At 72.8% G+C, this 25,281-nt stretch carries 20 protein-coding genes and 1 pseudogene; 10 read left to right on the forward strand and 11 right to left on the reverse strand.

What is annotated here, in order from left to right:
• Positions 1–27 precede the first annotated feature (27 nt).
• The 5 genes from OTB16_RS21665 to OTB16_RS21685 all read right to left on the reverse strand — a co-directional run bounded on the left by OTB16_RS21665 (position 28) and on the right by OTB16_RS21685 (position 7,369).
• Entirely contained in the window at positions 28–1,389 is a 1,362-nt protein-coding gene (locus OTB16_RS21665) for a DUF1996 domain-containing protein (RefSeq protein ID WP_267722089.1), read from the reverse strand.
• 9 nt (positions 1,390–1,398) lie between these two features.
• Positions 1,399–2,100, reverse strand: a complete 702-nt coding sequence (locus tag OTB16_RS21670) for a DUF4142 domain-containing protein (RefSeq protein ID WP_267722090.1) — start codon at positions 2,098–2,100, stop codon at positions 1,399–1,401.
• A gap of 616 nt (positions 2,101–2,716) precedes the next feature.
• Complete coding sequence (locus tag OTB16_RS21675; protein ID WP_267722091.1) at positions 2,717–2,953, reverse strand: hypothetical protein; 237 nt, start codon at positions 2,951–2,953, stop codon at positions 2,717–2,719.
• A gap of 348 nt (positions 2,954–3,301) precedes the next feature.
• Positions 3,302–4,306 carry an ABC transporter substrate-binding protein gene (locus OTB16_RS21680; protein WP_420717769.1) on the reverse strand — a complete coding sequence of 335 codons (1,005 nt, stop codon included), beginning with the start codon at positions 4,304–4,306 and terminating at the stop codon, positions 3,302–3,304.
• Positions 4,307–4,585: 279 nt separating this feature from the next.
• A complete protein-coding gene (locus tag OTB16_RS21685) occupies positions 4,586–7,369 on the reverse strand; it encodes a SpoIIE family protein phosphatase (RefSeq protein WP_267722094.1) in 2,784 nt (927 codons plus the stop codon).
• A 132-nt stretch (positions 7,370–7,501) separates the two neighbouring features.
• On the opposite strand from OTB16_RS21685, the gene OTB16_RS21690 reads away from it, so the two are divergent.
• Positions 7,502–8,692: a PP2C family protein-serine/threonine phosphatase gene (locus OTB16_RS21690; RefSeq protein ID WP_267722095.1), complete on the forward strand. Its 1,191-nt coding sequence runs from the start codon at positions 7,502–7,504 to the stop codon at positions 8,690–8,692.
• A gap of 124 nt (positions 8,693–8,816) precedes the next feature.
• Entirely contained in the window at positions 8,817–8,975 is a 159-nt protein-coding gene (locus OTB16_RS21695) for a hypothetical protein (protein ID WP_267722097.1), read from the forward strand.
• Positions 8,976–8,977: 2 nt separating this feature from the next.
• On the opposite strand, the gene OTB16_RS21700 is transcribed toward OTB16_RS21695, so the two are convergent.
• Positions 8,978–9,205, reverse strand: coding sequence for a hypothetical protein (locus tag OTB16_RS21700; protein WP_267722099.1), 228 nt, complete (start codon positions 9,203–9,205; stop codon positions 8,978–8,980).
• Positions 9,206–9,423: 218 nt separating this feature from the next.
• On the opposite strand from OTB16_RS21700, the gene panD reads away from it, so the two are divergent.
• Together panD and OTB16_RS21710 are read left to right on the forward strand one after the other, a co-directional pair.
• Positions 9,424–9,843, forward strand: a complete 420-nt coding sequence (gene panD, locus OTB16_RS21705; RefSeq protein WP_267722101.1) for an aspartate 1-decarboxylase — start codon at positions 9,424–9,426, stop codon at positions 9,841–9,843.
• Between the two features lie 116 nt (positions 9,844–9,959).
• Complete coding sequence (locus tag OTB16_RS21710) at positions 9,960–10,601, forward strand: aspartate/glutamate racemase family protein (protein ID WP_267722103.1); 642 nt, start codon at positions 9,960–9,962, stop codon at positions 10,599–10,601.
• Positions 10,602–10,999: 398 nt separating this feature from the next.
• On the opposite strand, the gene gndA is transcribed toward OTB16_RS21710, so the two are convergent.
• Positions 11,000–12,445 carry an NADP-dependent phosphogluconate dehydrogenase gene (gndA, locus tag OTB16_RS21715; protein WP_267722104.1) on the reverse strand — a complete coding sequence of 482 codons (1,446 nt, stop codon included), beginning with the start codon at positions 12,443–12,445 and terminating at the stop codon, positions 11,000–11,002.
• 184 nt (positions 12,446–12,629) lie between these two features.
• Between gndA and OTB16_RS21720 the strand changes: the two genes are divergently transcribed.
• Positions 12,630–13,988: a transglycosylase family protein gene (locus OTB16_RS21720; RefSeq protein ID WP_267722106.1), complete on the forward strand. Its 1,359-nt coding sequence runs from the start codon at positions 12,630–12,632 to the stop codon at positions 13,986–13,988.
• A 93-nt stretch (positions 13,989–14,081) separates the two neighbouring features.
• Here the strand turns inward: OTB16_RS21720 and OTB16_RS21725 are convergent.
• Positions 14,082–14,828, reverse strand: a pseudogene (locus OTB16_RS21725) (DMT family transporter); the annotation flags it as partial.
• Between the two features lie 312 nt (positions 14,829–15,140).
• On the opposite strand from OTB16_RS21725, the gene OTB16_RS21730 reads away from it, so the two are divergent.
• The 3 genes from OTB16_RS21730 (at position 15,141) to OTB16_RS21740 (ending at position 18,664) form a co-directional block, all read left to right on the forward strand.
• On the forward strand, positions 15,141–16,622 hold the full coding sequence (locus OTB16_RS21730; RefSeq protein WP_267722107.1) for an SDR family oxidoreductase: 1,482 nt from the start codon (positions 15,141–15,143) through the stop codon (positions 16,620–16,622).
• Positions 16,623–17,314: 692 nt separating this feature from the next.
• Entirely contained in the window at positions 17,315–17,488 is a 174-nt protein-coding gene (locus OTB16_RS21735; protein ID WP_267722238.1) for a hypothetical protein, read from the forward strand.
• A 192-nt stretch (positions 17,489–17,680) separates the two neighbouring features.
• Positions 17,681–18,664, forward strand: a complete 984-nt coding sequence (locus OTB16_RS21740) for an NAD-dependent epimerase/dehydratase family protein (protein ID WP_267722110.1) — start codon at positions 17,681–17,683, stop codon at positions 18,662–18,664.
• Here the strand turns inward: OTB16_RS21740 and OTB16_RS21745 are convergent.
• From OTB16_RS21745 to OTB16_RS21755, 3 genes are read right to left on the reverse strand one after another with little or no spacing between them, the layout of a single operon-like run.
• Positions 18,650–20,089 carry a lipase maturation factor family protein gene (locus OTB16_RS21745; RefSeq protein ID WP_267722111.1) on the reverse strand — a complete coding sequence of 480 codons (1,440 nt, stop codon included), beginning with the start codon at positions 20,087–20,089 and terminating at the stop codon, positions 18,650–18,652. The two genes, OTB16_RS21740 and OTB16_RS21745, sit on opposite strands and share 15 nt — an antisense overlap.
• A 20-nt stretch (positions 20,090–20,109) precedes the next feature.
• On the reverse strand, positions 20,110–20,643 hold the full coding sequence (locus tag OTB16_RS21750) for a DUF1990 family protein (protein WP_267722112.1): 534 nt from the start codon (positions 20,641–20,643) through the stop codon (positions 20,110–20,112).
• Positions 20,640–21,482, reverse strand: coding sequence for a YndJ family protein (locus OTB16_RS21755; RefSeq protein ID WP_267722114.1), 843 nt, complete (start codon positions 21,480–21,482; stop codon positions 20,640–20,642). Before OTB16_RS21755 ends, OTB16_RS21750 begins: the two co-directional genes overlap by 4 nt.
• Before the next feature lie 326 nt (positions 21,483–21,808).
• Between OTB16_RS21755 and OTB16_RS21760 the strand changes: the two genes are divergently transcribed.
• Together OTB16_RS21760 and OTB16_RS21765 are read left to right on the forward strand one after the other, a co-directional pair.
• The gene (locus OTB16_RS21760; RefSeq protein ID WP_267722116.1) at positions 21,809–23,128 is read left to right on the forward strand and encodes a DUF6777 domain-containing protein; all 1,320 of its coding nucleotides are present in this window, start codon (positions 21,809–21,811) and stop codon (positions 23,126–23,128) included.
• Positions 23,129–23,135: 7 nt separating this feature from the next.
• Positions 23,136–25,196 carry a SpoIIE family protein phosphatase gene (locus OTB16_RS21765; RefSeq protein ID WP_267722117.1) on the forward strand — a complete coding sequence of 687 codons (2,061 nt, stop codon included), beginning with the start codon at positions 23,136–23,138 and terminating at the stop codon, positions 25,194–25,196.
• Positions 25,197–25,281 lie beyond the last annotated feature (85 nt).

Here is a 25,281-nt window from a genome sequence, read left to right on the forward strand (position 1 = left end):
GGAACGCGCGGCGCGCGGCGAGCGGTGTCAGCGGCAGACGCGACCGCCGTTGATGCAGTTCACCGCCTTGTTCATCAGGCCGTTCGACATCACGTTGATGAAGTCGCCGTGGTCGGTCACCGGCTTGTGCAGCTGCTCGGGGAAGCTGTCGACCGCGAAGCGGGCACCCGGTGCGACGCCGTAGGTGATCCGCTGTACCAGCTGCGGGATGGCGGTGAACCCGTTCGGGCAGCGTCCGGCCTTGTCCGGGAAGGCCACGTGGGTCCGGTGGTTGGCGCTGTCGGCGTTCTTGCCGTCCCAGCAGCTCTGGAAGGTGAAGGTGCGGACGACGTCGCTGCCCTGCGGGCAGATCGGGTACTTGTCCTTCAGCTGGCGGTTCTCGAAGCCGGTGCAGCTCCACGAGGCGTTGGCGTTGGCGGTGCCGTTGGTGAACGCCTTGGCGTCACCCGTGATGATGCGCAGGAACCGGGGCATGGTCTTGACCTGACCGACCGGACTGCCCTTGAAGGTCATCGTCACCTGCTTCGGCTGCAGGATCGTGCCGACGTTGCCGTCCTGACCGCCGCCGGGAGCCTGGGCGTCCCGCTCCGCCTTGCCGTCGCGCAGCCGCAGGACCGGCCAGTAGTAGGTGGACTGGTCTCCGTTGGTGCAGGTGGTGCCGGAGGCGGCGAGGCTGTTGTTGGTGGAGAACGCGTCGGTGGTCTTGTTGCCCACGTAGTCGTGCATGTGGTGCGCGCCGTTGGAGACGCCGGGGGCGACGATCACGTTGTCCGGGTTGAAGTGCTTCTCCTCGTTCCGCCCGCAACTGGAGCTGAAGGAGCCTCTGGAGGCGCCGGACTGGGCCGCGGGGGTGCGCACGTTCGGCCGTACCTTGTTGATGTTGACGAAGTCGCTCTTGGCCGGGCCGCCCTTCTGGCCGCTCTCACGTGCGGCGCTCGCGTCGGCTGCCTGGTTGGCGTCAGCGGGCGCCTGCTTCATCTCGCAGCCGCTCAGCGCCTTCAGTTCCTCGGGCTTCTGCGCGCCGTTGTCGCCGATCGCCCCGGCCACCTTCTCGATGGTCTTGCCGCGCTGCTCCCGGAGCTCCCCGAGGAGGGCGTCCCCCTTGGCCTGGTCCGCGGCGAGCTTCTTGTAGGCGTCGGCCACCTGGGCGTCGAGCTCGGCGAGGTTCTCGCCCACCTGCGCCTTGGCCTGCTCGGGGACGGCGGTGAGCTTGTCGCCCACGTCGGGGCAGTCGATGGTGGCGACGGACTTGCCCCCACGGTTGTCGTCCTGGCCGGCGGAGGCGTTGCCGGCGACGACGGCGACTCCGCCACCGCCCAGCACCAGAGCGGAGACCACGGCGAGGAGCTTGTTCGAGATCCGGGGGCGTTTGTGGCCTTTTTGGCTCATGTGATCACTTCACTTCGTCGATCGGACAGAGGAGGGGAGGGCGGGAGCGCCCAGGAGTGCGACGGGCTTGGGGGAGGGGGGAGCGGGCTGGTCCGACAGCGTGTCGAAGTCGACCAGCCCGCTCTCCTCCAGCACCGAGATGTGGTCCAGGACGGTGGCGTTGGCGGACGTGGCGAGGGCGCGGACCATGGAATTGCGGGTCTGGGCCCGGATGGTGGCCACGAGCGCGAAGACCTTGCCGTGTGCGCGCCGCAGCAGCTGGACGAACACCCGCTCGTACGGCTCCCCTTGAGCGGCCCGCGTCATCTGCGCGAGCCAGTCCTGCTGCTGCGCGGTCGGCTGGTCGGGCAGGGCGACGCCGAGGGCCTGACCGACCTGGATGACCTGCCGGTCGAGCTCCGTGTGGCCGTCGACCAGGTGGTCCCCCGCCGTTCGGATGGACGGGCGGGTGCCGCGCTGCTGGGCCTGCCGTCCCGCGGGCAGTTCCCACAGCCCGGCCAGGCGCACCTTCCGTATGAAGTCGCGGTCGGCCGCGGTCAGCGGCCCGTACGCCGTACTCATGGTTCCCGCGCCGTCGTCGTCGCCCGCCGGGCCCGCCGCCGCGGCAGCGGTCCGCCCGCCGAAGCTGTCCACGGGGATCAGCAACGCGATCAGCGTGACGGCGAGGGCGGCGATGACGACACCGCTTCCGATCGTGTATCTCGTGGCCACCGACAAGCCGCTGGCGGAACGCCGCCGGAATGACAGCACTGTGCCTCCTTGCTCAAGGGCCGGGAGGGGTGCGGGGGCTGGAGGTTCCGCACGTGTCGTGCGGTGCACGCCCGCATTCCCGGGGTGCCACGGGACGCTAGTGCCACAGGTGGTGCCGGTACCGCCGGACCATCACCATTGGATAAACATCCGGGCAATCACTCGGAAGGCTGGTACCTTGCCGCGTCCCCCACCGGAACCGAACCCCGCTTTCCACGCCCCGGACGAGGGCCGGGGCGCGGGCGGAGGCGCCGTACGAGCGGATGGGGGAGTACCGCTCCGGCCCGCGGATCGACGCGCCCCGCCTCCGGCGTGCCCGTGGCCGGATATCCCCCACCGGGGGCGACGCCGCCTCGCGGGCGCCCACGTGCTGGGCACTCCACCGGCGGACCTCAGCTCGGGGACGGCTCCGGGCCGAGGGTCTCCCGGCCGATCCGGTTGCCGTTCCGGTAGATCGTCACGGTGTCCCCGTCGATGCGGTAGCTGTACGGGTCGTTGCGCGCCTCGAAGCCGTTCGTGGTCTCCTCGGCCTCTTCCTTCCCCTCTTCCCCTCTTCCCGACGTCCGTCGTGAGCCGGTCAGGACGCCGGTTCGGTCGAGATCCGGTCGAAGACCTCCCGGGACAGCTCCTCGGAATCCTGGTTCGAGGGGCCCGTGATCCAGTCCCCGTCATCCCGGGGAACGCGGCTCACGGCATGCTCCCGGCCGTCGTCGTCCGCCGATCCGGCGAGGCCGTACCCGGCGCGCACGTCCGCCACGAACCGTCCGGCCGAGGCCACGTACTGGGCGGGAACGCCGAGCCGGACCATGACCATCCCACGCGCCCCCTCGCCCGCCCCCTCGGGCCGGAACCGGAAGACCAGCTGTGCTTCGCCCTGTTGGCCTTGGACTCGAAGTGCAGCGTCAGGTCCCACACTTCGGCGATCGGGTCCTGCCACCTTCGCGGACTGCTCCTTCACCGCCGTCTGACTGCGCGCGTAGCCCCACTGCTCGAAGAGGACACGGCGGAGGACCAGGACACGGGGGCCACCGCGCTGGGCCGCATGACGCTCACGGGGCCGCCACGGTGACGACGAGTGAAAGATCTCGACCGGGGCCCGGACCCCGCGGGCAAAACGGGCACGGGGTGCCAGGGTGTCCTTTGGACACGACGTTCTCGGCCCTCAGCCCGAGACGGCCTCGGCCCAGCCGCGGTTGACGGCCTCTCTGGCCTTCTCCGTCTGCGCCTCCGTCGGAAACGTCGGCGTGCCCTCGACCGTCGGCAGCTTCTCGGCGGCGGCCTTGTCGAGGGTGCCGTCCTTCTCCATGGCATCCACGAGGACGGGGCGTGCATAGGCGCCGAGCCGGAGGTTCTGGCCTTCCGGGCTGAAGACGTACTCCTGCCACAGACGTGCCGCCGCGGGGTGCGGGGCGTCCTTGTTCACCCCGTTCGCGTAGTACTCGGCGAAGCTGCCGTCGAAGGGGATGGCGGTCCGCCAGTCGACGTCCGCGCCCTTCTCGCGGAATTCGTCGGCGTATCCGAGGTTGAGGAAGTCCCAGTCGATGCTGATCGGGGTCCGGCCCTTCGTGATCGTGGCCGGTGAGGATTCGACCGGGATGTAGTTGCCGTTCCTGCTGAGCTCGGCGAAGAAGTCGAGACCGGGCTGGATGTCGTCGAAGGAACCTCCGTTCGCCAGGGCCGCCGCATAGACTCCGGCGAAGGCGGAGCCGGATTTGGTGGGGTCGCCGTTGAGCGCGACCTGGCCCTTGTACTCGGGCTTGCGCAGATCGGCGAAGGTCGCGGGGCAGGTCTTGACGCGCTTCGCGTCGCAGCCGATCGAGATGTAGCCGCCGTAGTTGTTGTACCAGCGGGCCTTCGGGTCCTTCTGTTCCTCGGGGATCCGGTCGAACGCGGCGACCTCGTAGGGAGCGAGCAGGCCCTGCCGGGCCGCAGACTGCGCGAACGATCCCCCGACGTCGACCACGTCGGGGGCGCGGCCGTCGCTTCTGTGCTCCTTGAGGGCGTTGATCTCGTCCTGGCTGGTGCCTTCCGGGTTCTCCACCGTGACCTTGATCCCGTACTTCTTCTCGAAGCCGTCGATCAGTGCGCCGTAGTTGGCCCAGTCCCTCGGGAGCGCGATCGTGTTGAGCGAGCCCTCCTTCTTCGCCGCTGTGGTCAGTGCTGCCATACCGCCGGCGTCCGCGGCCGAGGTGGCCACCGCGGGTGCTCTGGGCGCGGCAGGGGGCTTGTCTCCGCAGGCAGCGAGGGGCGCCGCCGCGAGGGCCAGGCAGGCGGCGACAGAGGCTGTCCGGAGACGGGGTGTGGGCACAAAGGCTCCATAACGGTCGCGTACTGATCGAGGCCAGCGTACGTTCGGCCGCCTCGCCCGCGCAGTCCCAGACCGTGGTGTTCGCTGCTTCCTGCTTCCTGCTTCCTGCTTCCTGCGGCTGCCGTACCGGCGCGTACTTCAGAACCCCTCGTCGGCCCAGCCGGCCAGGAGGGCCTCCCCGAGGTCCGTCGCGGGCGGCGCGGCCCCGTCGTGGAGGACCTGCTCGCTCCAGATGATCTTCCCGCGGGCGGTGTAGCGGGTGCCCCAGCGCTCGGCGAACTGCGCGACGAGGAACAGGCCGCGGCCGCCCTCGTCGGTGGCCTCGGCCCGGCGCAGGTGCGGGGAGGTGCTGGACCCGTCGGAGACCTCGCAGATCAGGCTGCGGTCGTGCAGCAGCCTCACCCGGATGGGCTCGGTGCCGTAGCGGATGGCATTGGTGATCAGTTCGCTGAGGATGAGTTCCGTGGTGAAGGCGATGTCCTCCAGGCCCCAGTCCGCCAGTCGGCGGGCGCACGCGTTGCGCACCGGGGACACCGCCGCGGGCTCGGGTTGCACGTCCCACTCGGCGATCCGCGAGGGGTCCAGCAGGCGGGTGCGGGCCACCAGCAGCGCGACGTCGTCGACGGGCCTGCTGTCCAGCATCGTGTCGATCACCGCGGTGCAGGTTTCCTCCGGGGTGCGGGCGGGCCCGGCCAGGGCGGCGCGCAGCGCTGCCAGGCCCGCGTCCGGATCGCGGTCGCGGCTCTCGATGAGCCCGTCGGTGAAGAGCGCCAGCCGGGAGCCTTCGGGCAGGGTGACCGTCACGGTCTCCATCGGCAGACCCGCGCCCAGGCCCAGCGGCGGGGAGACCGGCACCTCGGGGAAGGACACGGTTCCGTCCGGGCGGACCAGAGCGGGACCAGGATGCCCGGCGGTGGCGGCCGTCACCTGCCCGGAGACGGGATCGTAGATGGCGCACAGGCAGGTGGCTCCGGTGATCCCCTGCCACTCCTGCTCGTCGGTGTCGATGTGGGTGACCAGCTCGTCCAGGTGGCTCAGGAGTTCGTCCGGGGGCAGGTCGAGGGTGGAGAAGTTGTACACGGCGGTGCGCAGGCGGCCCATGGTGGCGGCGGCGTGGAGACCGTGGCCGACGACGTCGCCGACCACCAGGGCCACGCGGGCGCCGGGCAGCGCGATGACATCGAACCAGTCACCACCCACCCCGGCCCGGGCGGGCAGGTAGCGGTGCGCGACCTCGACGGCGGACTGCTCCGGTACCCCCCGGGGCAGCAGGCTGCGCTGCAGAGTGACGGCCATGTTGTGCTCGTGGGTGTAGCGGCGGGCATTGTCGATGGACAGAGCCGCCCGGGCGGTCAGCTCCTCCGCGAAGGACACGTCCTCCTCGTCGAACGGCGGGGAGTCCTGCTCCCGCCAGTAGCCCGCCATCCCCAGCACCACGCCCCGGGCCCGCAGGGGAACGACGATCAGGGAGTGGATGCCGCGGTCCAGGATCTGCAGGGCGTTGCCCTGGTTCTGGGCCCGCCAGCGGTGGGTGGTGCGCAGGTCCGCCTCCAGGACCGCACGGCCGCCCGCCAGCCCGACGGCCATCGGACCGGTGGGAGCGAACCGGATCAGCTCGCCGACGGGGGAGAGCGGATGGTCGCCCTGTAGGCCGACGACGGCGGTGCGGCGCATCTCGGTGACCGCTTCGGGCGGCTCCTCGCCGCGCAGCACCCGGTCCAGCAGGTCGACCGTGACCACGTCGGCGAACCGCGGGACCGCCACCTCTGCCAGTTCCTCCGCGGTGCGCTCCACGTTCAGCGTCGTTCCGACCTGCACCCCCGCGTCGTAGAGCAGCTTCAGCCGCTCGCGGGCCACCTCGGCCCTGCCGGAGAGGGCCCGCAGCTCGGTGGTGTCCCGCAGCGTGACGACGGTCCCGGCCTTCCCGTAGGGGGCGGTGGGCCGGATGTTCACCGCCAGCAGCCGATCGGCTGCCATGTGCAGCTCGTCGGTCGCGGAGCGGCCCGATGCGATCGGACCGGCGATCCCCTCCTCCAGACCCAGGTCCGCGACGGGGAGCCCTTCCGCGTCCACCGGCAGATCCAGCAACCGCCGCGCCTCGTCATTGGCCAGCAGCAACCGCCCGCCGCCGCCGACGATCAGTACGCCCTCTCGCACGGCGTGCAGCACCGCGTCGTGGTGCTCGTACATCCTCGTCATCTCGGCCGGTCCCAGGCCATGGGTCCGGCGCAGCAGCCGTCGGCTCACCAGAGCGGTTCCGCCGGCGGACAGGGCGAGCACCGCGGCCGCGCTGCCGGCGACGACCGGCAGCTGCCGGTTCACCATGCTCTGGACGTTCTGGACCGTGACCGGGGAGGAGACGACGGCGATGACGCGGCCGCCGGAGTCCTTGACCGGGACCACCGAGACCACGGACTGGCCCAGGGACCCTTCGAACGTCTCGGTGAAGGACCTGCCCGCCGCCGCCTTGGAGAAGGGGCCGACGACGCGCTTCCCGATCTGCCGAGGGTCGCTGTGGGTGAGGGTGACTCCGTCGAGTGAGTACACGTTGATGCCATCGACCCCGGCGATCTTCCGGGCCGCCTCGGCGCTCGGCTGCAGCACCGCGCTCGGACGGGGGCTGCGCAGGGCCGCGACGATGCCCGGAGATTCCGCGAACGTTCCGGCGGCGGCGAGCGTACGGTTCCGGGCGTCCGACATGGCGGCGCTCCGGGCCTGCACCACGAGCGCCACCACCGCAGCGGTGACGAGAAGCACCACGACGGCCAGCTGCAGGAGGAACACCTCGCCGGCCACGCTGCGCACGCTCAGCAGGGAGGACAAGCGCTGCGGCCGCCGTGACGCCTTCTTCCCGGGGGGAGAGGAAGAGCTCGTGGTCGAGTCGAGCAGCCAACGCCGGACATGTCCAAGGAGGTCGCTCATACTTCATTTTCTAACCTCTACGGGTCATCGGCAGCGGGGAGCGACGGGCGCCCGGCAGCAGCGATCCGGGCGCCCACGGGGATCGGTGAACTGCAGTGGCGGCCATGCGGCGGGGCGAGGCAGTCTGTACTCATGAGAGCGCCTTTGCGCTCGCCCCCTGGACCGGGAGCCGGCGGCCACCACCAGGTCCTTTTCGCCCTAGCGGAGTGCGTGCCCTTCGTGATCGCCCTGCTGGTGCTCCTCGTCGAGCTCACGCCTGCGCACGTCGTGTACACCGGCCCCCTGCTGGTTGCGACACCCGCTCTGGCGGCGGTGACGATGGGCCCCCAGGGCACGCTCGCGGCGACGGGAGTGGCCGTCGGCGTCAGCGTGACCACCGCCGCCTACAACCACGCCTGGGGTGGTCAGCAGGTCTACACGAACTTCCTCGCCCTGTTCCTGGTCTCGGCGGCGAGCTTCATGACGAGCCGCGCCGCGCGCACGCGCCAGGAGAACGAGCTCAACCAGGTCCGCCGGATCGCCAAGGCCGCCCAAGAGGTCCTGCTGCGGCCGGTGCCGGACCGGCTGGGCCCCGTACGGGCGGCCAGCATGTACCTGGCGGCCGAGACGGGCGCGCAGATCGGCGGCGATCTGTACGACGTGGTCCAGACGCGGTACGGGGTCCGGATGATCGTCGGGGATGTCCGGGGCAAGGGACTGCCCGCCGTACGGGCCGCCGCGGTCGTGCTGGGCGCATTCCGGGAGGCCGTGCACTACGAGGACGACCTGGTGGAGGTGATCAACCACTGCGGAGCGGCCCTGCGGCGGGACGCCGTCGTCGGGGGCGCGGGCGCGGGGGCGGGGGCGGCCGACGGTAACGACGCCCTCCTCGAGGGATTCGTCACCGCGCTCGTGGCTCAGATTCCCGACAGCCCTCACGTCGAGGTGATCAACCGGGGCCATCCGCCACCGCTGCTGCTGCGCAACGGCGCGGTCCGGTCCTTGATGCCCACCGCCCCCCTGCCGCCGCTCGGTCTCGAGGAATTCATCGACGGCCCTCCCGGACGCACGGACCGCTATCCGTTCGCACCGGGGGACCGGCTGCTGTTGTGTACCGACGGTGTCATCGAGGCCCGCGACCGGGACAACACCTTCTTCGACCTGCCCGAGGCCATGGTGACCATGCGCGACCACACCCGGCAGGCGTTCTTGGACGGCCTGCGCGAGGCATTGCTCCGCCACACGCAGAGCCGCCTGGCGGACGACGTGGCGGTCGTCCTCCTCGACCGGCGCGAAGACGAGGGGCACGGGTCGACCGGAGGCCCGGCCCGGGGTCCGCGGTAGGCCCCGTGGTCACGCGCCCGCCGCTGCGCGCCTGGCGCCGGTTGCCCGGTTCGAGGGCGGCCGGTCCGTACGGGGCGACTACCTGGTCGATCTGCGGGGCGGGGCAGCGAAGGCGGCACCCGCCGTGCAGGAATGGCTGCGCGGGCCAGCCCTCCAGCGCAGCTTCGGCGCCAACGTCCCCAGGTTCACCTACCGCTTCCACCTCGCACCGCTCGTACCGGCCGAGGAGTACGACGGGATCGCTTTCGTGGCGAAGTCGACCTGCTCCCGCTCTCTGGAGTGATCTCAGCCAAACAGGGAGGCACCGGCCACGGTCATCGTGACACGGGTCGTGTCCCGCGTCCCGATCGGCACGTGGGACTCCAGCGGCGTCCCCTCCGCCCTGCGAACCACCGCCCTGGGAATGGCCTCCCCCTCGACGATCAGCTCGCCCGCCTTCTCGTCCAGCCGGACGTCGACCCTTCCCAACAGGGGATCGTCGACGGGGACGTAGTCGAAGACGTGAGAGGACACGGGACTTTCGGCGATCTGTTGAGGACGCTCCTGATCCTTGCGCTCAAGCCGCGGGACTAGAAGGGCGCGCTGGCTCGACTGCGGGCTCAGCAATTGGTCAGCGTGAGTCCTGAAAGACTCGGGGAAAGCTGACCGAACATGCGAATGGTTGTAATCTGCGGAGACCGCCCTTGACCTGCAATGAGCAGGCAGGGAGCAGACATATCGGGAGTTTCCACATGCTTCGTACCATGTTCAAGTCCAAGATCCATCGGGCCACCGTCACCCAGGCCGACCTGCACTACGTCGGCTCCGTGACCGTCGACGCCGATCTGCTGGACGCGGCGGATCTGCTGCCCGGTGAGCTCGTCCACATCGTGGACATCACCAACGGCGCACGGCTGGAGACCTACGTCATCGAGGGCGAGCGCGGGTCCGGGGTCATCGGGATCAACGGTGCCGCCGCGCATCTGGTGCACCCCGGGGACCTTGTCATCCTCATCAGCTACGCGCAGGTCGAGGACGCGGAGGCGCGGGAGTTGAAGCCCCGCGTCGTGCACGTCGACGGCGGCAACCGGATCGTCGGACTGGGCGCGGACCCGTCCGCCCCGGTGCCGGGCACGGACCAGGAGCGCAGCCCGCACGCCGTGGCCGTCTGAGGGGGCCGGGGGACCGTGGCGGACATGACGCCGATCGAGTGCGCGGACGGGCGGAAGGCGGGACCGCCGCTCGCCTCCGCGGCCGGGGTGCCGTCGGCCGGCGGGACCGGCCCGTGGTGAGCGGGGCCGCCGGTCTGGTCCTGCTGCACACCTCGCCCGCGCACGTCCCGGTGTTCGACGCGCTCCGCGACCGGAACCATCCGGGTGCCGTCCTGCGGCACCTGGTGGTTCCGGGACTCCTGGACCGGGCCAGTGGTGAGGGCCCGGACGCGGTCGCGGCGGAGCTGTCGGCGCTGCTCGTCGGCGCCGGACCGGGGCCCGTGCTGGTCACCTGCTCGACGATCGGGGCGACCGCCGAGTCGCTGGCACCGGCCCTCGGCGCTCCGGTGCTGCGTGTGGACCGCCCGATGGCGGCCGCGGCGGTCCGCGCGGGGACGCGGATCACCGTGCTGGCCTCCCTCGAGTCGACGCTCGCCCCGACCGCGGCTCTGCTGGTCGACGAGGCTGCCCGGCCCGGCTGCCGCCCGGTGGCGATCCGTACGCACCTCGTCGCCGGGGCGTGGGACCGCTTTGCTTCGGGCGACCCGGACGGCTGCCGCGCGCTGGTGGCCGCGGCCGCCGACGAGGTGACCGGCGCGGACGTGATCGTGCTGGCCCAGGCCTCCCTGGCCGGCGCCGAGGACCTCGCCGTGACCCGGGTCCCGGTGCTCTCCAGCCCGGCTCCGGGACTCGCGGCCGGGCTGGCCCTGCTCGCCTGAGGCGCCGCCCCGCACCCGTACGACGGTGCCCCCCCCGCCGCTGCCGAGCCGCCGGGGGCGCGGTCGATGCCGGAGGAGCCGGGGGACCGGAGGGCGTACGCGCCGCGTTAGGGGGAAGGTGGGACACATGGTGCGAAACGTAGAGCAGACCCAGCCGCCCGTCCCCGGCCCCGATCCCGCCCCGGGACCGAGCCCTTTCCCGGACCCCGCGCCCGTCCCGCGCCCCGCGCCGCCGGTACCCGGCCCCGTGCCCGAGCCGGACCCGATCCCGGCGCCGCCGGGGCCCGCGCCGGTCCCGCAGCCCGGACCCCTGAGCTGAGCCACGCGCCTGCGCGCATCCGCAGGTGCGCGGGCCCCGCGGGGCCGGTCCCCGCGGGGCCCGCGACTCGGTTCCCGCGTCAGTTCGTGCCGACCTCGGAGCGGTCGCCGCCCCAGAGCGTGTGGAACGAGCCCTCGCGGTCGGTGCGCCGGTAGGTGTGCGCCCCGAAGAAGTCCCGCTGCCCCTGGGTCAGGGCCGCCGGCAGGCGCTCGGCGCGCAGCGCGTCGTAGTACGCCAGTGACGCAGAGAAGGCCGGCACCGGGATGCCCTGGCGCACGGCCGCGACGATGACCGACCGCCAGCCGTCCTGGGCCGCCCCGATCTCGTCGGCGAAGTCCGCGTCCGCCAGCAGGCTCGGCAGCTCGGGCCGGGCGTCGTAGGCGGCGCGGATGCGGTCCAGGAACGCCGCCCGGATGATGCAGCCGCCGCGCCACAGCGAAGCCACCGCGCCCGGATCCACCCCCCAGCCGTACTCCGTGCTGCCGGCCTGGATCTGGTGGAAGCCCTGGGTGTACGAGACGATCTTAGAGGCGTACAGGGCCTCCTCCACCTGCGCCGCGAAGGCGTCGGCCTCCGCGGCCGCGAGCGGGGCGGCGGTGGGACCGCCGAGCCCGCGGGCGGCTTCGCGCAGGTCGGCGTGGCCCGAGACGGCGCGGGCGAAGACCGCCTCCGCGATCCCCGACACCGGTACGCCCAGGTCCAGGGCGATCTGCACGGTCCAGCGGCCGGTGCCCTTCTGCTCGGCGGCGTCGGCCACGACATCGACGAACGGGCGGCCGGTCGCGGCGTCCGTGTGCGCGAGGACCTCCGCCGTGATCTCGATCAGGTACGAGTCGAGGCGTCCCCGGTTCCACTCCCGGAAGGTCTCCGCGATCTTCGCGGGGGAGTAGCCGGCGACCTCGCGCAGCAGGTGGTAGGCCTCGGCGATCAACTGCATGTCGGCGTACTCGATGCCGTTGTGCACCATCTTCACGAAGTGCCCGGCGCCGTCCGGCCCGATGTGCGAGGTGCACGGGGTGCCGTCGGCGGCCTTCGCGGCGATCTTCTCCAGCAGCGGGCCGAGGGACTCGTACGACTCCTTCGAGCCGCCCGGCATGATGCTCGGGCCGAGCAGCGCGCCCTCCTCGCCGCCCGAGATGCCCACGCCCACGAAGTGGATGCCCTGCTCGCGCAGCTCCTTCTCGCGGCGCCGGGTGTCCTCGAAGTGCGCGTTGCCGCCGTCGATGATGACGTCCCCCTCCTCCAGGAGCGGGGCGAACTCGCGGATGACGGCATCCGTCGGCTCCCCGGCCTTCACCATGATGACGAGGCGCCGGGGGCGCTCCAGCGCGTCGACGAACTCCTTCGCGGAGGTGGCCGCGACGAAGGAGCCCTCGTGGCCGAACTCCTCCACGAGCGCCGTGGTCTTGGCGGTGGTGCGGTTGTGGACGGCGACGGTGAACCCGTTGCGGGCGAAGTTGCGGGCGAGGTTGCTGCCCATGACCGCGAGGCCGGTGACGCCGATCTGGGCTGTGCTGGTGCTCATGATGCGCTCCTGCGTGCTTCGGTGTGCGGGGAACACCGACGCTACATCGACGCGGCCGCCGGACGATCACTTACCGGGTGAGAGTCGGTCAATTCCCCCTGGAGAGGCCCCCGTTGCGCCTCTTGCCACAGTCGAATCGTGACGTTAGGTTGTGCGGTTCCTGACGTCTTCAATGGGGGCTCGCATGGGTGTACGGGGCCGGCACCGCCGGTACCAGCCGAGCAGCATCAACCGGGCCTCGCTCGCCGTCACCGCCGGTGGCGCCGGGATAGCGCTCCCTCTCATCGGCGCCGGAGTCGCCCAGGCAGCATCGGTGGACACCTGGAACAAGGTCGCCACCTGCGAGTCCACCAACAACTGGGCCATCAACACGGGCAACGGCCACTACGGCGGCCTCCAGTTCAGCCAGAGCACCTGGCGGGCCTTCGGCGGCACCGCCTACGCCCCCCGCGCCGACCTGGCCACCAAGGACCAGCAGATCGCGGTCGCGGAGAAGGTGCTCAAGGGGCAGGGCCCGCATGCCTGGCCCCACTGCGGCAAGACGGCCGGACTCAGCCGCAGCGGTCCGGCGCCCGCCGTCACGCCGAAGGCCCCCGCGTCCGCACCGGTGTCGGCGTCCGCGCGGGACACCCGGGGCCAGGGTCAGGGGGTGAAGGCCCCGGCACAGCAGGCGAAGGCGCCCGCGCCGCAGACCGCCGCGCCGCAGAACGCCCCGGCCGGCAGGTCCGGAGGTCCGGTCCTGCCGAACCCGTACGTCGTCGCCCAGGGGGACTCGCTCTCGGCGATCGCCACCCGGCAGCAGGTCGAAGGCGGCTGGCAGGCCCTGTACGAGACGAACCGGGTCACCGTGGGCGGCGATCCGGACCTGATCTTCCCCGGACAGCGGCTCACCCTGCGCGTCACGGCCGCGCCGCCCGCGCAGAACCCCGAGAAGCCGCCGCGGACGGCCGAACCGGTCAAGCCCGTGGAACCGGCGGCGCAGAAGCCGGCCGAGAAGCCGACGCCGCCCAAGGCGGCCGAGAAGCCGGCGGAGAAGGCGGCAGCGAAGCCGGTAGCGAAGCCGGTAGCGAAGCCGGCAGCGAAGCCCGCGCCGAAGCCGGCGGCGCAAGCGCCGTCAGCGCAGCAGCAGCCCGCGTCGGGGGGATACTCCGCGCCCGTCGACGCCGCCCTCGGCACCGCGTACCGCGTCGCGGGATCCTCCTGGTCCAGCGGCTACCACACGGGCATCGACTTCCCGGTGTCCACCGGCACCACCGTCAAGTCCGTCGGGCCGGGGCAGGTCGTCTCCGCCGGCTGGGCCGGGGCCTACGGCTACCAGGTCGTCATCCGGCACACCGACGGCCGGTACTCCCAGTACGCCCACCTCTCGGCGCTCGGCGTGAAGGACGGGCAGCAGGTGTCCGGCGGCCAGCGCATCGGGCGCTCCGGCTCGACCGGCAACAGCAGCGGCCCCCACCTGCACTTCGAGATGCGCACGGGAGAGGGCTACGGCTCCGACATCGACCCCCTCAAGTACCTCCGGGGCCACGGGGTCCGCATCTGACCCGCGCACGTGCGGCGGCACGGCCGTGAGCAGCACCAGGCCGGCCGCCGCGACGGCGGCGCTGGCCACCGCGGCGGCCGTGCCCGCGGCCCCGTACCGGAAGCCCTCGGCGAACAGGGAGATGCCGACCGCCGCCGCGACCACCGGGTTGACCACGGTCACGGTGGCCAGCGGCGCGGTCAGTCCCGCGCCCCGGTAGGCGGCCTGCGACAGCAGCAGCCCGCCTCCCGCCAGCACGGCGACGGCGGTCAGGTCGGGCCACAGCGCGACCAGGGCGCCGGGGCCGAAGGACTCGGCCACCGACTTGGTGAACACCGATGCCATGCCGAAGGCCGTACCCGTGGCCGCCGCCAGCAGCACGCTGCGCAGCACCGCCCGGTGCATCCGGTGCGCCGCCAGGAACATCGCGGCCACCCCGGCCCCGGTGAGCGCGAGCAGCAGGCCGCGCTCACCGCCCGCGAGGGACTGCCCCGACCTGCCGTCCCCGCCCGTCAGCGCCAGCAGCCCGACCAGGCCCGCGGTGGCCACTACCGCCCCGCGCCAGGCCGCGGCGCCCGCCCGGCGCCGTACGAAGACCGCCGCCATGGGCAGGGCGAAGACGATGGTGAGTGCGCCGAGCGGCTGGACCAGACTCAGCGGTCCGTACGCGAGCGCCACCACGTGCAGCAGCGCACCGAGGCCGTTGAGCCCCACCGCGAACCACCACACGCCGTGGTGCAGCGGCGCGTAAGCGCGGTGGTCCGGCGTGCTCGCCGCGACCCGTTCCTGCACGATCGCGCCGCCCGCGTACGCCAGGGCGGACACGAGGCACAGCAGGACCGACAGCGCCAGTGCACTCATGAACTCCACAATGCCCGACCCGAGCGCGCTATTCCTCAGCCCACAGGGGGTCACGGGTCAAACTCCGGGCGTAGTACGGGAGTACGTACACACCCCGCGGCACGCCCTCCACCGCGCGAGCGGCGGGGAACCGGTGCCCGCGCGCGCGGATGCGGAGCGTGACGAACCCCTCCATACCGTCACAGTCCGCTCGCGGTGCGTAAGGGTGCGGGAGCGGGTTTGTCTCCGGGCGCGTGGCGTCCGTACAGTTTCCCTTTTGGGGACTTCCGCAGCAGGCGGATGCGGACGAGTGAGCAAGGAACGACAGCGGCCATGACGGTGACCGAAGACAGTCAGGACCAGGACTACGGGCACGCCTACGGACCGGGCATCGACCCCGAGCGGCTGGCCCTGTGCCTCAGCGTGCTCGACGAGCTGGACAAGCTCGACGTCGACCACCCCGACGCGGTCACCGTACGCCGCGCCACCGCGGGCCTCTACCGCACGGTCAAGCAGCGCCGCCGTCAGGACCGCCGCGCCGCCAAGACCGCCAACGACAAGGCCGTCACCGAGGCGACCGCGACCGGCTCCGCCGAGCGCATCGACGACGAGACCCAGGGCAACGCCCTGACCGCCGCCGCCAAGGGTCCGATCGCCGGAATACTCCAGCGCCCGCGCTCCTGCTACGTCTGCAAGACCCGCTACGTCGAGGTCGACGCGTTCTACCACCAGCTCTGCCAGGACTGCGCCGCCTTCAACCACGCGCGCCGCGACGCCCGCACCGACCTGACCGGCCGCCGCGCGCTGCTCACGGGCGGCCGCGCCAAGATCGGCATGTACATCGCGCTGCGGCTGCTGCGCGACGGCGCCCACACCACGATCACCACGCGCTTTCCGGCCGACGCGGTCCGCCGCTTCAAGGCGATGCCCGACAGCTCCGAGTGGCTGCACCGACTCAAGATCGTCGGCATCGACCTGCGCGACCCGGCCCAGGTCGTCGCGCTCGCCGACTCGGTCGCCGCCGAGGGCCCGCTCGACATCCTGATCAACAACGCCGCGCAGACCGTACGCCGCTCCCCGGGCGCCTACAGCGAGCTCGTCGCCGCGGAGAACGCCCCGCTCCCGGCCGGCGAGCTGCCCGCCTCGGAGGTCATCGGCACCTTCGGCAGCGGCACGGTCGACCGGGTGGCGGCCCTGCCCACCGGCAAGGGCGAGAAGCTCAGTGCCCAGGACATCACCGAGCTGGCCCTGGTCTCCGGCTCCGCCTCGCTGGAGCGGATCGCGGCCGGAACAGCCATCGACGCGGGCGGTCTCGTCCCGGACCTGCACGACACGAACAGCTGGATCCAGACGGTGTCCGAGGTGGACCCGATCGAGCTCCTCGAAGTGCAGCTGTGCAACTCCACCGCGCCGTTCATCCTGATCAGCAAGCTGCGTCCGTCCATGGCCGCGGCCGAGGCCGGCCGCCGGTACGTGGTCAACGTGTCCGCGATGGAGGGCGTCTTCAGCCGCGGCTACAAGGGCGCCGGCCACCCCCACACCAACATGGCCAAGGCCGCGCTCAACATGCTGACGCGCACCAGCGCCCAGGAGATGTTCCAGAAGGACCAGATCCTGATGACCGCCGTCGATACCGGCTGGATCACCGACGAGCGCCCGCACCCCGACAAGATCCGGCTGGCGGAGGAGGGCTTCCACGCCCCGCTCGACCTGGTCGACGGCGCGGCCCGGGTCTACGACCCGATCGTCCGCGGCGAGCTCGGCGAGGACCTGTTCGGCGTCTTCCTGAAGGACTACGCGCCCGCGAACTGGTAGTCCCCGACCCGTCCCGCGCGTTCCCGACCGCCCCCCTCGGCCTGCCGAGGGGGGCGGTCGCGTATCCGCTCGTCCATGCGTGCCAGGCGGCGCGCCCGGCACCCGCCCTCACCCGGACGGAGCAGAGGTCCAGACCATGAACAAGGCCTGCGATCTGGAGTTCTTCCCCAAAGGGGCGCGGTCCGCGCAGCGGCCCCGCCGTGCGGAGCGCATGCTCGACCTGACGAGCCGGGTCCCCGCCGCGGCAGGCGTGGAGGAGATCTTTCAGCTGCTGCAAGGCGGTGACGTACGGCAGTTGGGACTCCGGCACCCCGGACCCGACCGCCGCCCCTCCCTCCGTCGCTCCGCGGGAATCCGGCGTCGGGCACACCACCCGTAAGGGCCGAGCCGTACCCGTACGGGGCCGAGCGGCATCCGGCACGGGCCGAGCGGCACCCTTCGTGGGCCGCCAGGCACCCGGCGCTGGGCCGATCGGCCCACGACTTCACGAACTCGGGGCGAAAACCTGAGGAAGGAGAGGATTTTGCCTTTCCATCGAGCGGGGGTCCGCTCATATGTGTACTCTGAGGGGCATCAAGTCGGCCCCCACCCGGGCCGCGCTCCACCAAGGCGCCACCGCGTCCGGAAACCCTTTATCCCTTGCCCGGCGCGCGGTCCCGCCCACCGGGTTACGCGACACAAAGGAGTGCGCGGTGACAGAGACGACGCAACCCGAACCGATGGTCCTGGAGCGAACGGGATGGCGGGCCAGCACCCGCACCGACGAGCTCGGCAGCCTCGAAGTCTGGGCCCTGTCGGCCCCGATCCGACTGGCGGGCTACGAGGACGACCCGGCGGAGTCGCACATCCTGCGCGGCATCGACTAGTCCGGAGCGAAGCCGCAGCGAGCGCCCCCCGCGCGAACCCGCGCCGGGGGCGCCGCCTTGTCCGGATCCGCGCGGAGCGCCGCCGACCGCCCGGCGGCGCCCGGGAGTTCCCGTTCCGCGTACGCCGGGAGCGTCATCGCTGACAGCGATCACCGCTTCCGCCGCGTCGGGCGGACCGGGCACGCTGGGCCCATGAAACTGCTGATGCTGGGTGGGACCGAATTCGTCGGACGTGCGATCACCGAGGACGCCCTGGACCGGGGCTGGGAGGTGACCGTCTTCCACCGCGGGCACCACGCGCCCCCGGGCGGCGTCACCGCGGTGCACGGGGACCGCACCGCCCCCGGCGGCCTGGACGCGCTGGCCGAGGGGGAGTGGGACCTCGTCGTCGACACCTGGGGCGGCGCGCCCACCGCGGTCCGCGACAGCGCGGCCCTGCTGCGCGACCGGGTCGGACGGTACTCCTACGTCTCGAGCCGCTCCGTGTACGCCTACCCGGCCCCGGCCGGGCTCGACGAGGACGGCCCGCTGGTGGGCGGCTCGCCCGACGCGGACGCCACCTCCTACGCCGAGGACAAGCGGGGCGCCGAGCTCGCCGCCCTCGACGCCTTCGGCGACCGGACCCTCCTGGTGCGCGCCGGGCTGATCCTCGGCCCGTACGAGAACGTCGGCCGGCTGCCCTGGTGGCTGAACCGCACCGCGCGCGGCGGGCCCGTGCTCGCCCCCGGTCCGCGCGAGCTGCCGATCCAGTACATCGACGTACGCGACCTGGCGCGCTGGACCCTGGACGCCTCGGTGGCCGGCCGCTGCGGCGCGTACAACCTGGTCTCGCCGGTCGGGCACGCCACGATGGGCAGCCTCCTCGACGCGTGCGCGGCCACCACCGGCGGCCGCGCCGACCTGCGCTGGACCGACCCCGACCGCATCCAGGAGGCCGGGGTGCAGCCCTGGACGGACCTCCCCGTCTGGGCGCCGGCGGGGGAGGGCCACGACTCCATGCACGGCGGCAGCGTGGCCAAGGCCCTCGCGGCGGGCCTCACGTGCCGCCCGGTCGAGGAGACCGTCGCCGACACCTGGGCCTGGCTCGGAGAGATAGGCGGGACGCCGCCGCAGCGCCCCGACCGGCCGGCCCCGGGCATCGACGCGGCCCGGGAGGCCGCGCTACTCGGGCTCTGACGCTGCGGCGTCCGCCAGGCGGGTCGGCGGCAGGTACTCGCGTACCAGCGTCCGGTGCCACCAGGCCCCCGTCTCGCGGAGCTCGCGCCAGGTGGTGAACCGGTAGCGGTACAGCAGGGCCCGCACGTACACGGGCGGGGCGTCCGGGAAGGGGTTGTGGCCCAGCAGCCGCAGTGTGTCCCGGTCGCCCGCCAGCAGCCGCTCCGTGAACGGCCCGAACCAGTCCCGGGCGTAGCCGGGGGAGAGCGCCGCGAACCACATCAGCCAGTCCAGGCGCAGGTGGTACGGGGCGAACTGGCGCGGCAGCCTGCTTGGATGCCCCGGTTTGCCCTTGAAGCCGTACTCCCGCCAGGCCCCGTCGGGACGCGGCAACCGGTCCGCGGTGCCCTCCACCACCACCTCCTCCCGGACGCGGCCGACCGAGCCGAAGGCCCCGTAGGTGTTCACGAGGTGCAGCGGGTCGAAGGAGCGGTTCATCACCTGCCGGCGCGAGACCATGTTGAGCACCGGACGCCGGCTGAGCACCAGCACCAGCGCGGTCACCGCGCAGACCAGCACCGCGAACCACACCGGCGCCGGCCGCGAGGCGGCGGCCGGCGGAGCGCCCGCCAGGCCGGTGAAGTCCACGGCCGACAGGGCGAGCGTGATCGTCAGCCAGTTCAGCCAGGCGAAGTTCCCCGACAGGACCAGCCACAGCTGCGTCGCGATCACCGCCCCGGCGGCGTACGACGCCACCGGCTGCGGGGTGAACAGCAGGACCGGCAGTGCCAGTTGGGTCACGTGGTTGGCCGCGCACTCCACCCGGTGCAGCGGTTTGGGCAGATGGTGGAAGAACCAGCTCAGCGGCCCCGGCATCGGCTGCGTCTCGTGGTGGAAGTACAGGCAGGTCAGCCGGCGCCAGCAGGGATCTCCGCGCATCTTGATCAAGCCGGCTCCGAACTCCACCCGGAAGAGCACCCACCGCAGCAACCACAGGACCAGCACCGGAGGCCCGGTCCGCGCGTTGCCGAGGAAGACGGCGAGGAAGCCCGCCTCCAGCAGCAGCGACTCCCAGCCGAAGGAGTACCAGGTCTGCCCCACGTTCACGATCGACAGGTACAGCACCCACAGCAGCGCCCACATTCCCATGGCCGCACCCAGCGGGACCCGGTCCCCGGCGCCCGCGGCCAGCGCCGCCGCGAGCGCCGCCCCCGTCCAGGCGCAGCAGGCGAAGAGCCGGTCGGAGTAGCGGAGTTGGAACAGGCTGGGGGCGCGTCGGAACGGCACGTCCCGCACGTGGCGCGGAACGGGCAGCATGCCCCGGGCCCCGATCAGGGCCCGGAACTGCAAGGCGGCCCCGACGAAGGCGAAGAGGTAGACGCCGGCGAGGGCCCGCTGGAAGACCAGCCGGGCCAGCCAGTATCCGGGCGCGGTGAACCAGTCCATCGCCTCCAGTATCCGCCCGGTCAGGCGGCGGCGGCCAGCGCGCGGACGTGCCGGCCGAGGCGGCGGGCATAGCGCAGCTGGAGGAAGGGGACCACCGGGCCGGCGAGGCGGGTGTACCAGCGCGCCGGCCGGCTGAAGGCGGTCACCGTGAACCAGACCCCGCCCTCGGGGTCCCGCTCCACGACGAAGGACTCCTCCCCGCACTCGGGGTGGCCGTCCAGGGTGCCGTAGGCGAACCCGACGCGCGTGGGCTCGTACGCCGTCCAGATCACCCGGCACGGAGCGGTGATCCGCAGGGGACCGAACCCGATCCCGACCTCGACACGGGCCCCGGGGCGCGCGTCGGCCGCGTCCGACCGCACCCGCATCCCCGCGGCCCGGTGCGCGAGGAAGGTGGTCACCGCGGTCCCGGCGGTCTCGAAGGCGGCCTGGCCGTGACCGACCCGGGTGCGGTGGCGCAGGTGGTGGTAGCCGTCGGGCAGGGGCTGCCGGGCCGTGGCACCCCGGTCGGGGTAGGTGACGGTGTCCCGGCCGGCGCTGATGAGGCGGGTCATGGGGTCATCTCCTGTCGGTCTGCGGTCAGTCGGCGCCAGGCCAGCACCGAGCACAGGGCGAATCCGAGGGCGTTCCCGAGGCCGTGGGTCGCGGCCATCCAGGTCAGGGTGGGGTGGACGAGGCCGGTGGCTTCGCCCACGGCCCACCAGAGGGCGAGCAGCATGGTCGCCACCAGGATCGCCGACGAGGCGGCGAGCAGGGTCCGCGTGGTCCGGTCCCGGCCGGCGGGGCGGATCTCCCGCCAGGTCAGCACGGCCACGGCCCACATCCCGCCGGTCAGCACCACCGCTCCGGCGAGCTCGGCCCAGTCGTCGACGAAGTAGCCCGCGAGCACGAGCAGGGTGCCCGCCGGGACGCTGTACGCCGCCCAGCGCGCGAGGCCCGCCGCCGAACCGGTGCGCAGGGTCCGGCAGACCAGCCCGGCGACGAGCGCGGCCGCGAAGCCGGCGAAGTGGAAATGGGGCACGGTCAGGGCCAGGACGTCGAGGTCGAAGCCGAACAGCCGGTACCCGGCGCGCTCGGCGACGAGGGCGGTCGCGGCGATCGCGGGCGAGGCGAGGGCGGTGGCCACGGCGACGTCGGCCGGGGCGGGCGGGCGGCCCCGCGGCAGCCGGGCCGGTATCCGCGCCGCCAGGGCGACGGTGGCCGCCGCGTAGAGCGCGGCGAGAACGGTGGCGGGCGCCCCGCGCGGCAGCCACAGGCACAGGGCCCCGGGAGCGGCGAGCAGCGGCCAGAGGCGGGCGGTCCGGCGGAGCCCGGCGGGGTCGATGAGCCGGAGACCGGCGGGAACGACGTGGAGCATGCCCAGGGTGACGATGATGTTCACCAGTACGGTCACGGCGGACTCCCCCCGAGGCGCGGCCGAACACCTTGAACGTGTTCAACTCACAGTCCTGAGCTTACGAGGTTCCTTGAACATGTTCAAGAAGGAGGGGGGTCTCAGGGCATAGGCAGGGCCCCCGGCGGCCCCGGCCCGGCGGCCGCGGGGCTCCGATGCCCGCCGCTCCTCCGTGGCCCGGGGCCCCCGGTGGCCTCCGTGCCCCCGGTGGTCCTTCCGTGCGCCGGTCGTACTCCGGCCGGACGCCGACCGCGCCGCTCCGGTTGCGGCACTCCCGCTGATACGGCAGACAAGAGGCAGCAACCGGGGCGAAAAAGGAGACGCACGTGCACGCACCGAAACCTCCGACACCTCGTCAGGCACCACGCCGTCACGCGCCCGCGGGCGCCGCCCTCTTCGCGGGCCTCGGACTGTTCGCCGCCGCCTGCGGCGGTTCCGAGGAGCCCGTGGGCCGGGCGGGCGCGGAGAGCAGGGAGCTCTACCTCCAGCCCGTCGGCGCGGCGGGCTCCGACCCGTTCACCGCCTCCTCCGCCACCCGCGAGTCCGCCCCCGTCCAGCCCCCGCTGCCCAACCCGACCGGCCGGGGCATCCGCACCGTCAACGCGGCCACCCCCGGCCTGTACGGCGGAACCCAGCGCCTCGGCAGCTGCGACGTGGAACAGCAGGTCACCTTCCTCACCGCCGACAACGCCAAGGCCCGCGCCTTCGCCGAGGCCTCCGGCGTCGAACAGGCGAAGATCCCCGACTTCCTGCGCGGCCTCACCCCCGTCGTGCTCCGCGCCGACACCCGGGTCACCAGCCACGGCTTCCGCGGAGGCCGCGCCGACGCCTTCCAGTCCGTGCTCCAGGCCGGCTCCGCCGTGCTCGTCGACGACCACGGCATGCCACGCGTCCGCTGCGCCTGCGGGAACCCGCTGCTCGCCCCCCGCGCAGCCAAGGGATCCCCGGTGCACAAGGGCGACCAGTGGGACGGCTACCAGCCGAACCAGGTCGTCGTCATCGAACCCACCATCCAGGTGATCAACAACCTGGTGATCGTCAATGTCGCCGACAACACCTGGATCGAGCGCAAGTCCGGCGACGACGGCGCCCAGGACCGGACGCCCCGGACACCGCCCCCCTACGACCCCGCCGACGGCATCCCCGACGGGCCCGCCACCCCGACCGGGCCGGGCGACCCCTGCCCCAGCCCCGTCACGAACAGCCTGGCCCGCACCGCGCCCCCCACCGCGCCCGACGCCGCCGCGCCCCCGCCCGACGCGCCCGAAGACCCCGCCGCGCCGGGTGCGCCGACGCCCGGGGTGACCGACTGCCCGCCGAGCCGGCAGGCGAGCCCCGACCCGGACGCGGACCCGGACCCCAACGCGAACCCGCACCCGAAGCTGCCGTCGAACCCGGCCGCCCCACCGCAGCGCCCGCCGTCGCAGGCCCCGGCGCAACCCCCGCTGGAGCCCGACGGCCCGGCGCCGGACGACCCGTACGCGGACCCGAGCGACCCGTACGCGGACCCGAGTGACCCGTACGCCGACCCGTCCGGTCCGGCCGACCCGTACGCCGATCCGTACGCGGACCCGGCGGACCCGTACGGCGTCCCGGACGAGCAGCAATCGCCCCCGGACCCCGACTTCTCGTTGGAGAGCGCCTGACCGGCCCGTGTGTCATGGTGGACCGGTGCCGACCACCGTATCGCTGCCGGACGACTGGCCCGCACACCCGGACCGGTCGCTCCAGCTGAACCGCATGGGCAGCTTCGACTGGGACCTGGTCGCAGGTCTCATGCACCTCGACGAAGCCGCCCTCGAGGTCTTCGACATGGCCCCGGACGAGTACGACGGCCGGCCCGAGTCGCTCTCCTCGCGCGTTCCGCCCGCCGAGGCGACCCGGCTGGACGCGCTCGTCTCCAGCGCCCTCAACAGCGAGGTCGAGAACTACGGCGCCTACTTCCGCATCCGCCGCCACGACGGAACCCTGCGCTGGACGCACACCCAGGGCCGCGTCATGCGCGGCCCCGACGGGCGCCCGTACCGGATCATCGGCATCGTGCGCGACGCCACCGAGGAGCTCAGCCACTCGGCGGAGCGCCTCGGACTCGACGAGGAGCGGCGCAGACAGACGTCCGTGGTCGAGAGCACCACCGCCGCACTCGCCCACGCCCGGACGGTCAAGGACGTCATCGACGCGCTCGGCGACGCCCACGGCCTGGAGCGCCTCGGTTCGATGGGCATGGTGATGGGCCTCGTCGAAGCCGGCCGGATCCATCTGGTGGCCGAGGGACCGGACGGCAGCTTCGTGCCCGGCACCCGCTACACCCGCATCGACGAGCAGTACCCGATGAGCGAGGTCGTCCGCTCGCTCCAACCCCTCTTCTTCGACTCGGCCGAGGAGTTCGCCGACGGATTCCCCGACCTCTGGGCGAAGATCTCGTACATGCGGATCTCGGCGGCCGCCTACCTCCCGCTGATCGCCCAGGGCCGCCCGATCGGCGCCATCGGCCTGCTCTACCAGGACAAGGACGGCTTCACCCAGGACGAGCGGAACCTCCTCGTCGCGCTGGGCAGCAGCATCGCGCAGAGCCTCCAGCGGGCCATGCTCCTGGAGCAGGAACACGACCTGGCGGAGGGTCTGCAGCAGGCCATGCTGCCCCGTCGGATCCCGTCCGTTCCCGGCGCCGAGATCGAGGTCCGCTACCGCTCCGCCCGGATGGGCCAGGACATCGGCGGAGACTGGTACGACGTCATCCAGCTGCCCGGTGGCCGCGTCGGGGCGGTCATCGGGGACGTCCAGGGCCACGACACCCACGCGGCGGCGGTGATGGGACAGCTGCGGATCGTCCTGCGGGCCTACGCCGCCGAGGGGCACGCGCCGGCCACCGTGATGGCCCGGGCCTCGGTCTTCCTGCACGAACTCGACACCGACCGCTTCGCCACCTGCACGTATGTGGAGGCCGACCTCGCCACGGGCGTCCTCCAGACGGTCCGCGCCGGACACATCGACCCGCTGCTGCGCACCCGGGACGGGGACTGCCGCAGGGTCCGGGTGGCCGGCGGGATGCCGCTCGGCCTCTCGGCGGAGTTCGGCCGACTGGAGTACCCGGTGACCACGGTGGAGCTCGAACCGGGAGAAACGCTCCTGCTGTGCACGGACGGCCTGGTGGAACAACCCGGCGCGGACCTCGACGACGGAATCCGGCTGCTCGCGTCGCTCATCCGCAGCGGCCCCGCCGACCTGCGGCTCCTGGCGGACCTGCTGTGCGGCGTCGTCGACGAGCGCGGCGGGGCCGACGACATGGCCCTCCTGCTGCTGCGCCGCGACATCGCGGACGCCCCGCAGGGCGGCGGCCGCCTCCAGCAGCACGTGGCCCCGGGGGACCCGGAGGCGCTGGTGGCGGCCCGGCACATGATCGGGGCGGCGGTGCGGGCGTGGGGCGCGCGGGAACGGGCCGACGAGATCGAACTCGTCGCGGACGAGCTGATCGTGAACGCCCTGATGCACACGGACGGCCCGGCGATCGTGACCCTGCGCGTCCTGCACGGCCCGCAGCGGCGGCTGCGGGTGGAGGTGGAGGACCGCTCCAGCGCGCTGCCGCGGCGGCGCGACGCGGGAGAGGCCGGGGTGTCGGGGCGGGGGCTGATGCTGGTGGACCGGCTGGCGGACGTGTGGGGGGTGGAGTCGCGGGGGAGCGGGAAGTGCGTGTGGTGCGAGTTCGTCATGTGAGGTGGCCGACCGGATCCTCGGGTCCGGCGTCCGGGTCCGGCGCCCGGGACGTCGCCGCGGCCGGCCCCGCCGCGGACGAGGGGGA

Origin of the sequence: Streptomyces antarcticus, assembly GCF_026627255.1 — a bacterium.
In the GTDB taxonomy this organism is placed as follows: domain Bacteria; phylum Actinomycetota; class Actinomycetes; order Streptomycetales; family Streptomycetaceae; genus Streptomyces; species Streptomyces antarcticus.

What these genes read in the sequence shown, in the direction of transcription:
- OTB16_RS21675 (WP_267722091.1), bottom strand. Translation starts at nt 2,953, where the DNA reads ATGGTCATGGTCCGGCTCGGCGTTCCCGCCCAGTACGTGGCCTCGGCC.
- OTB16_RS21680 (WP_420717769.1), bottom strand. Translation starts at nt 4,306, where the DNA reads ATGGCAGCACTGACCACAGCGGCGAAGAAGGAGGGCTCGCTCAACACG.
- OTB16_RS21690 (WP_267722095.1), top strand. Translation starts at nt 7,502, where the DNA reads ATGAGAGCGCCTTTGCGCTCGCCCCCTGGACCGGGAGCCGGCGGCCAC.
- OTB16_RS21720 (WP_267722106.1), top strand. Translation starts at nt 12,630, where the DNA reads ATGGGTGTACGGGGCCGGCACCGCCGGTACCAGCCGAGCAGCATCAAC.
- OTB16_RS21665 (WP_267722089.1), bottom strand. Translation starts at nt 1,389, where the DNA reads ATGAGCCAAAAAGGCCACAAACGCCCCCGGATCTCGAACAAGCTCCTC.
- OTB16_RS21740 (WP_267722110.1), top strand. Translation starts at nt 17,681, where the DNA reads ATGAAACTGCTGATGCTGGGTGGGACCGAATTCGTCGGACGTGCGATC.
- gndA (WP_267722104.1), bottom strand. Translation starts at nt 12,445, where the DNA reads ATGAGCACCAGCACAGCCCAGATCGGCGTCACCGGCCTCGCGGTCATG.
- OTB16_RS21685 (WP_267722094.1), bottom strand. Translation starts at nt 7,369, where the DNA reads ATGAGCGACCTCCTTGGACATGTCCGGCGTTGGCTGCTCGACTCGACC.
- OTB16_RS21730 (WP_267722107.1), top strand. Translation starts at nt 15,141, where the DNA reads ATGACGGTGACCGAAGACAGTCAGGACCAGGACTACGGGCACGCCTAC.
- panD (WP_267722101.1), top strand. Translation starts at nt 9,424, where the DNA reads ATGCTTCGTACCATGTTCAAGTCCAAGATCCATCGGGCCACCGTCACC.
- OTB16_RS21745 (WP_267722111.1), bottom strand. Translation starts at nt 20,089, where the DNA reads ATGGACTGGTTCACCGCGCCCGGATACTGGCTGGCCCGGCTGGTCTTC.
- OTB16_RS21750 (WP_267722112.1), bottom strand. Translation starts at nt 20,643, where the DNA reads ATGACCCGCCTCATCAGCGCCGGCCGGGACACCGTCACCTACCCCGAC.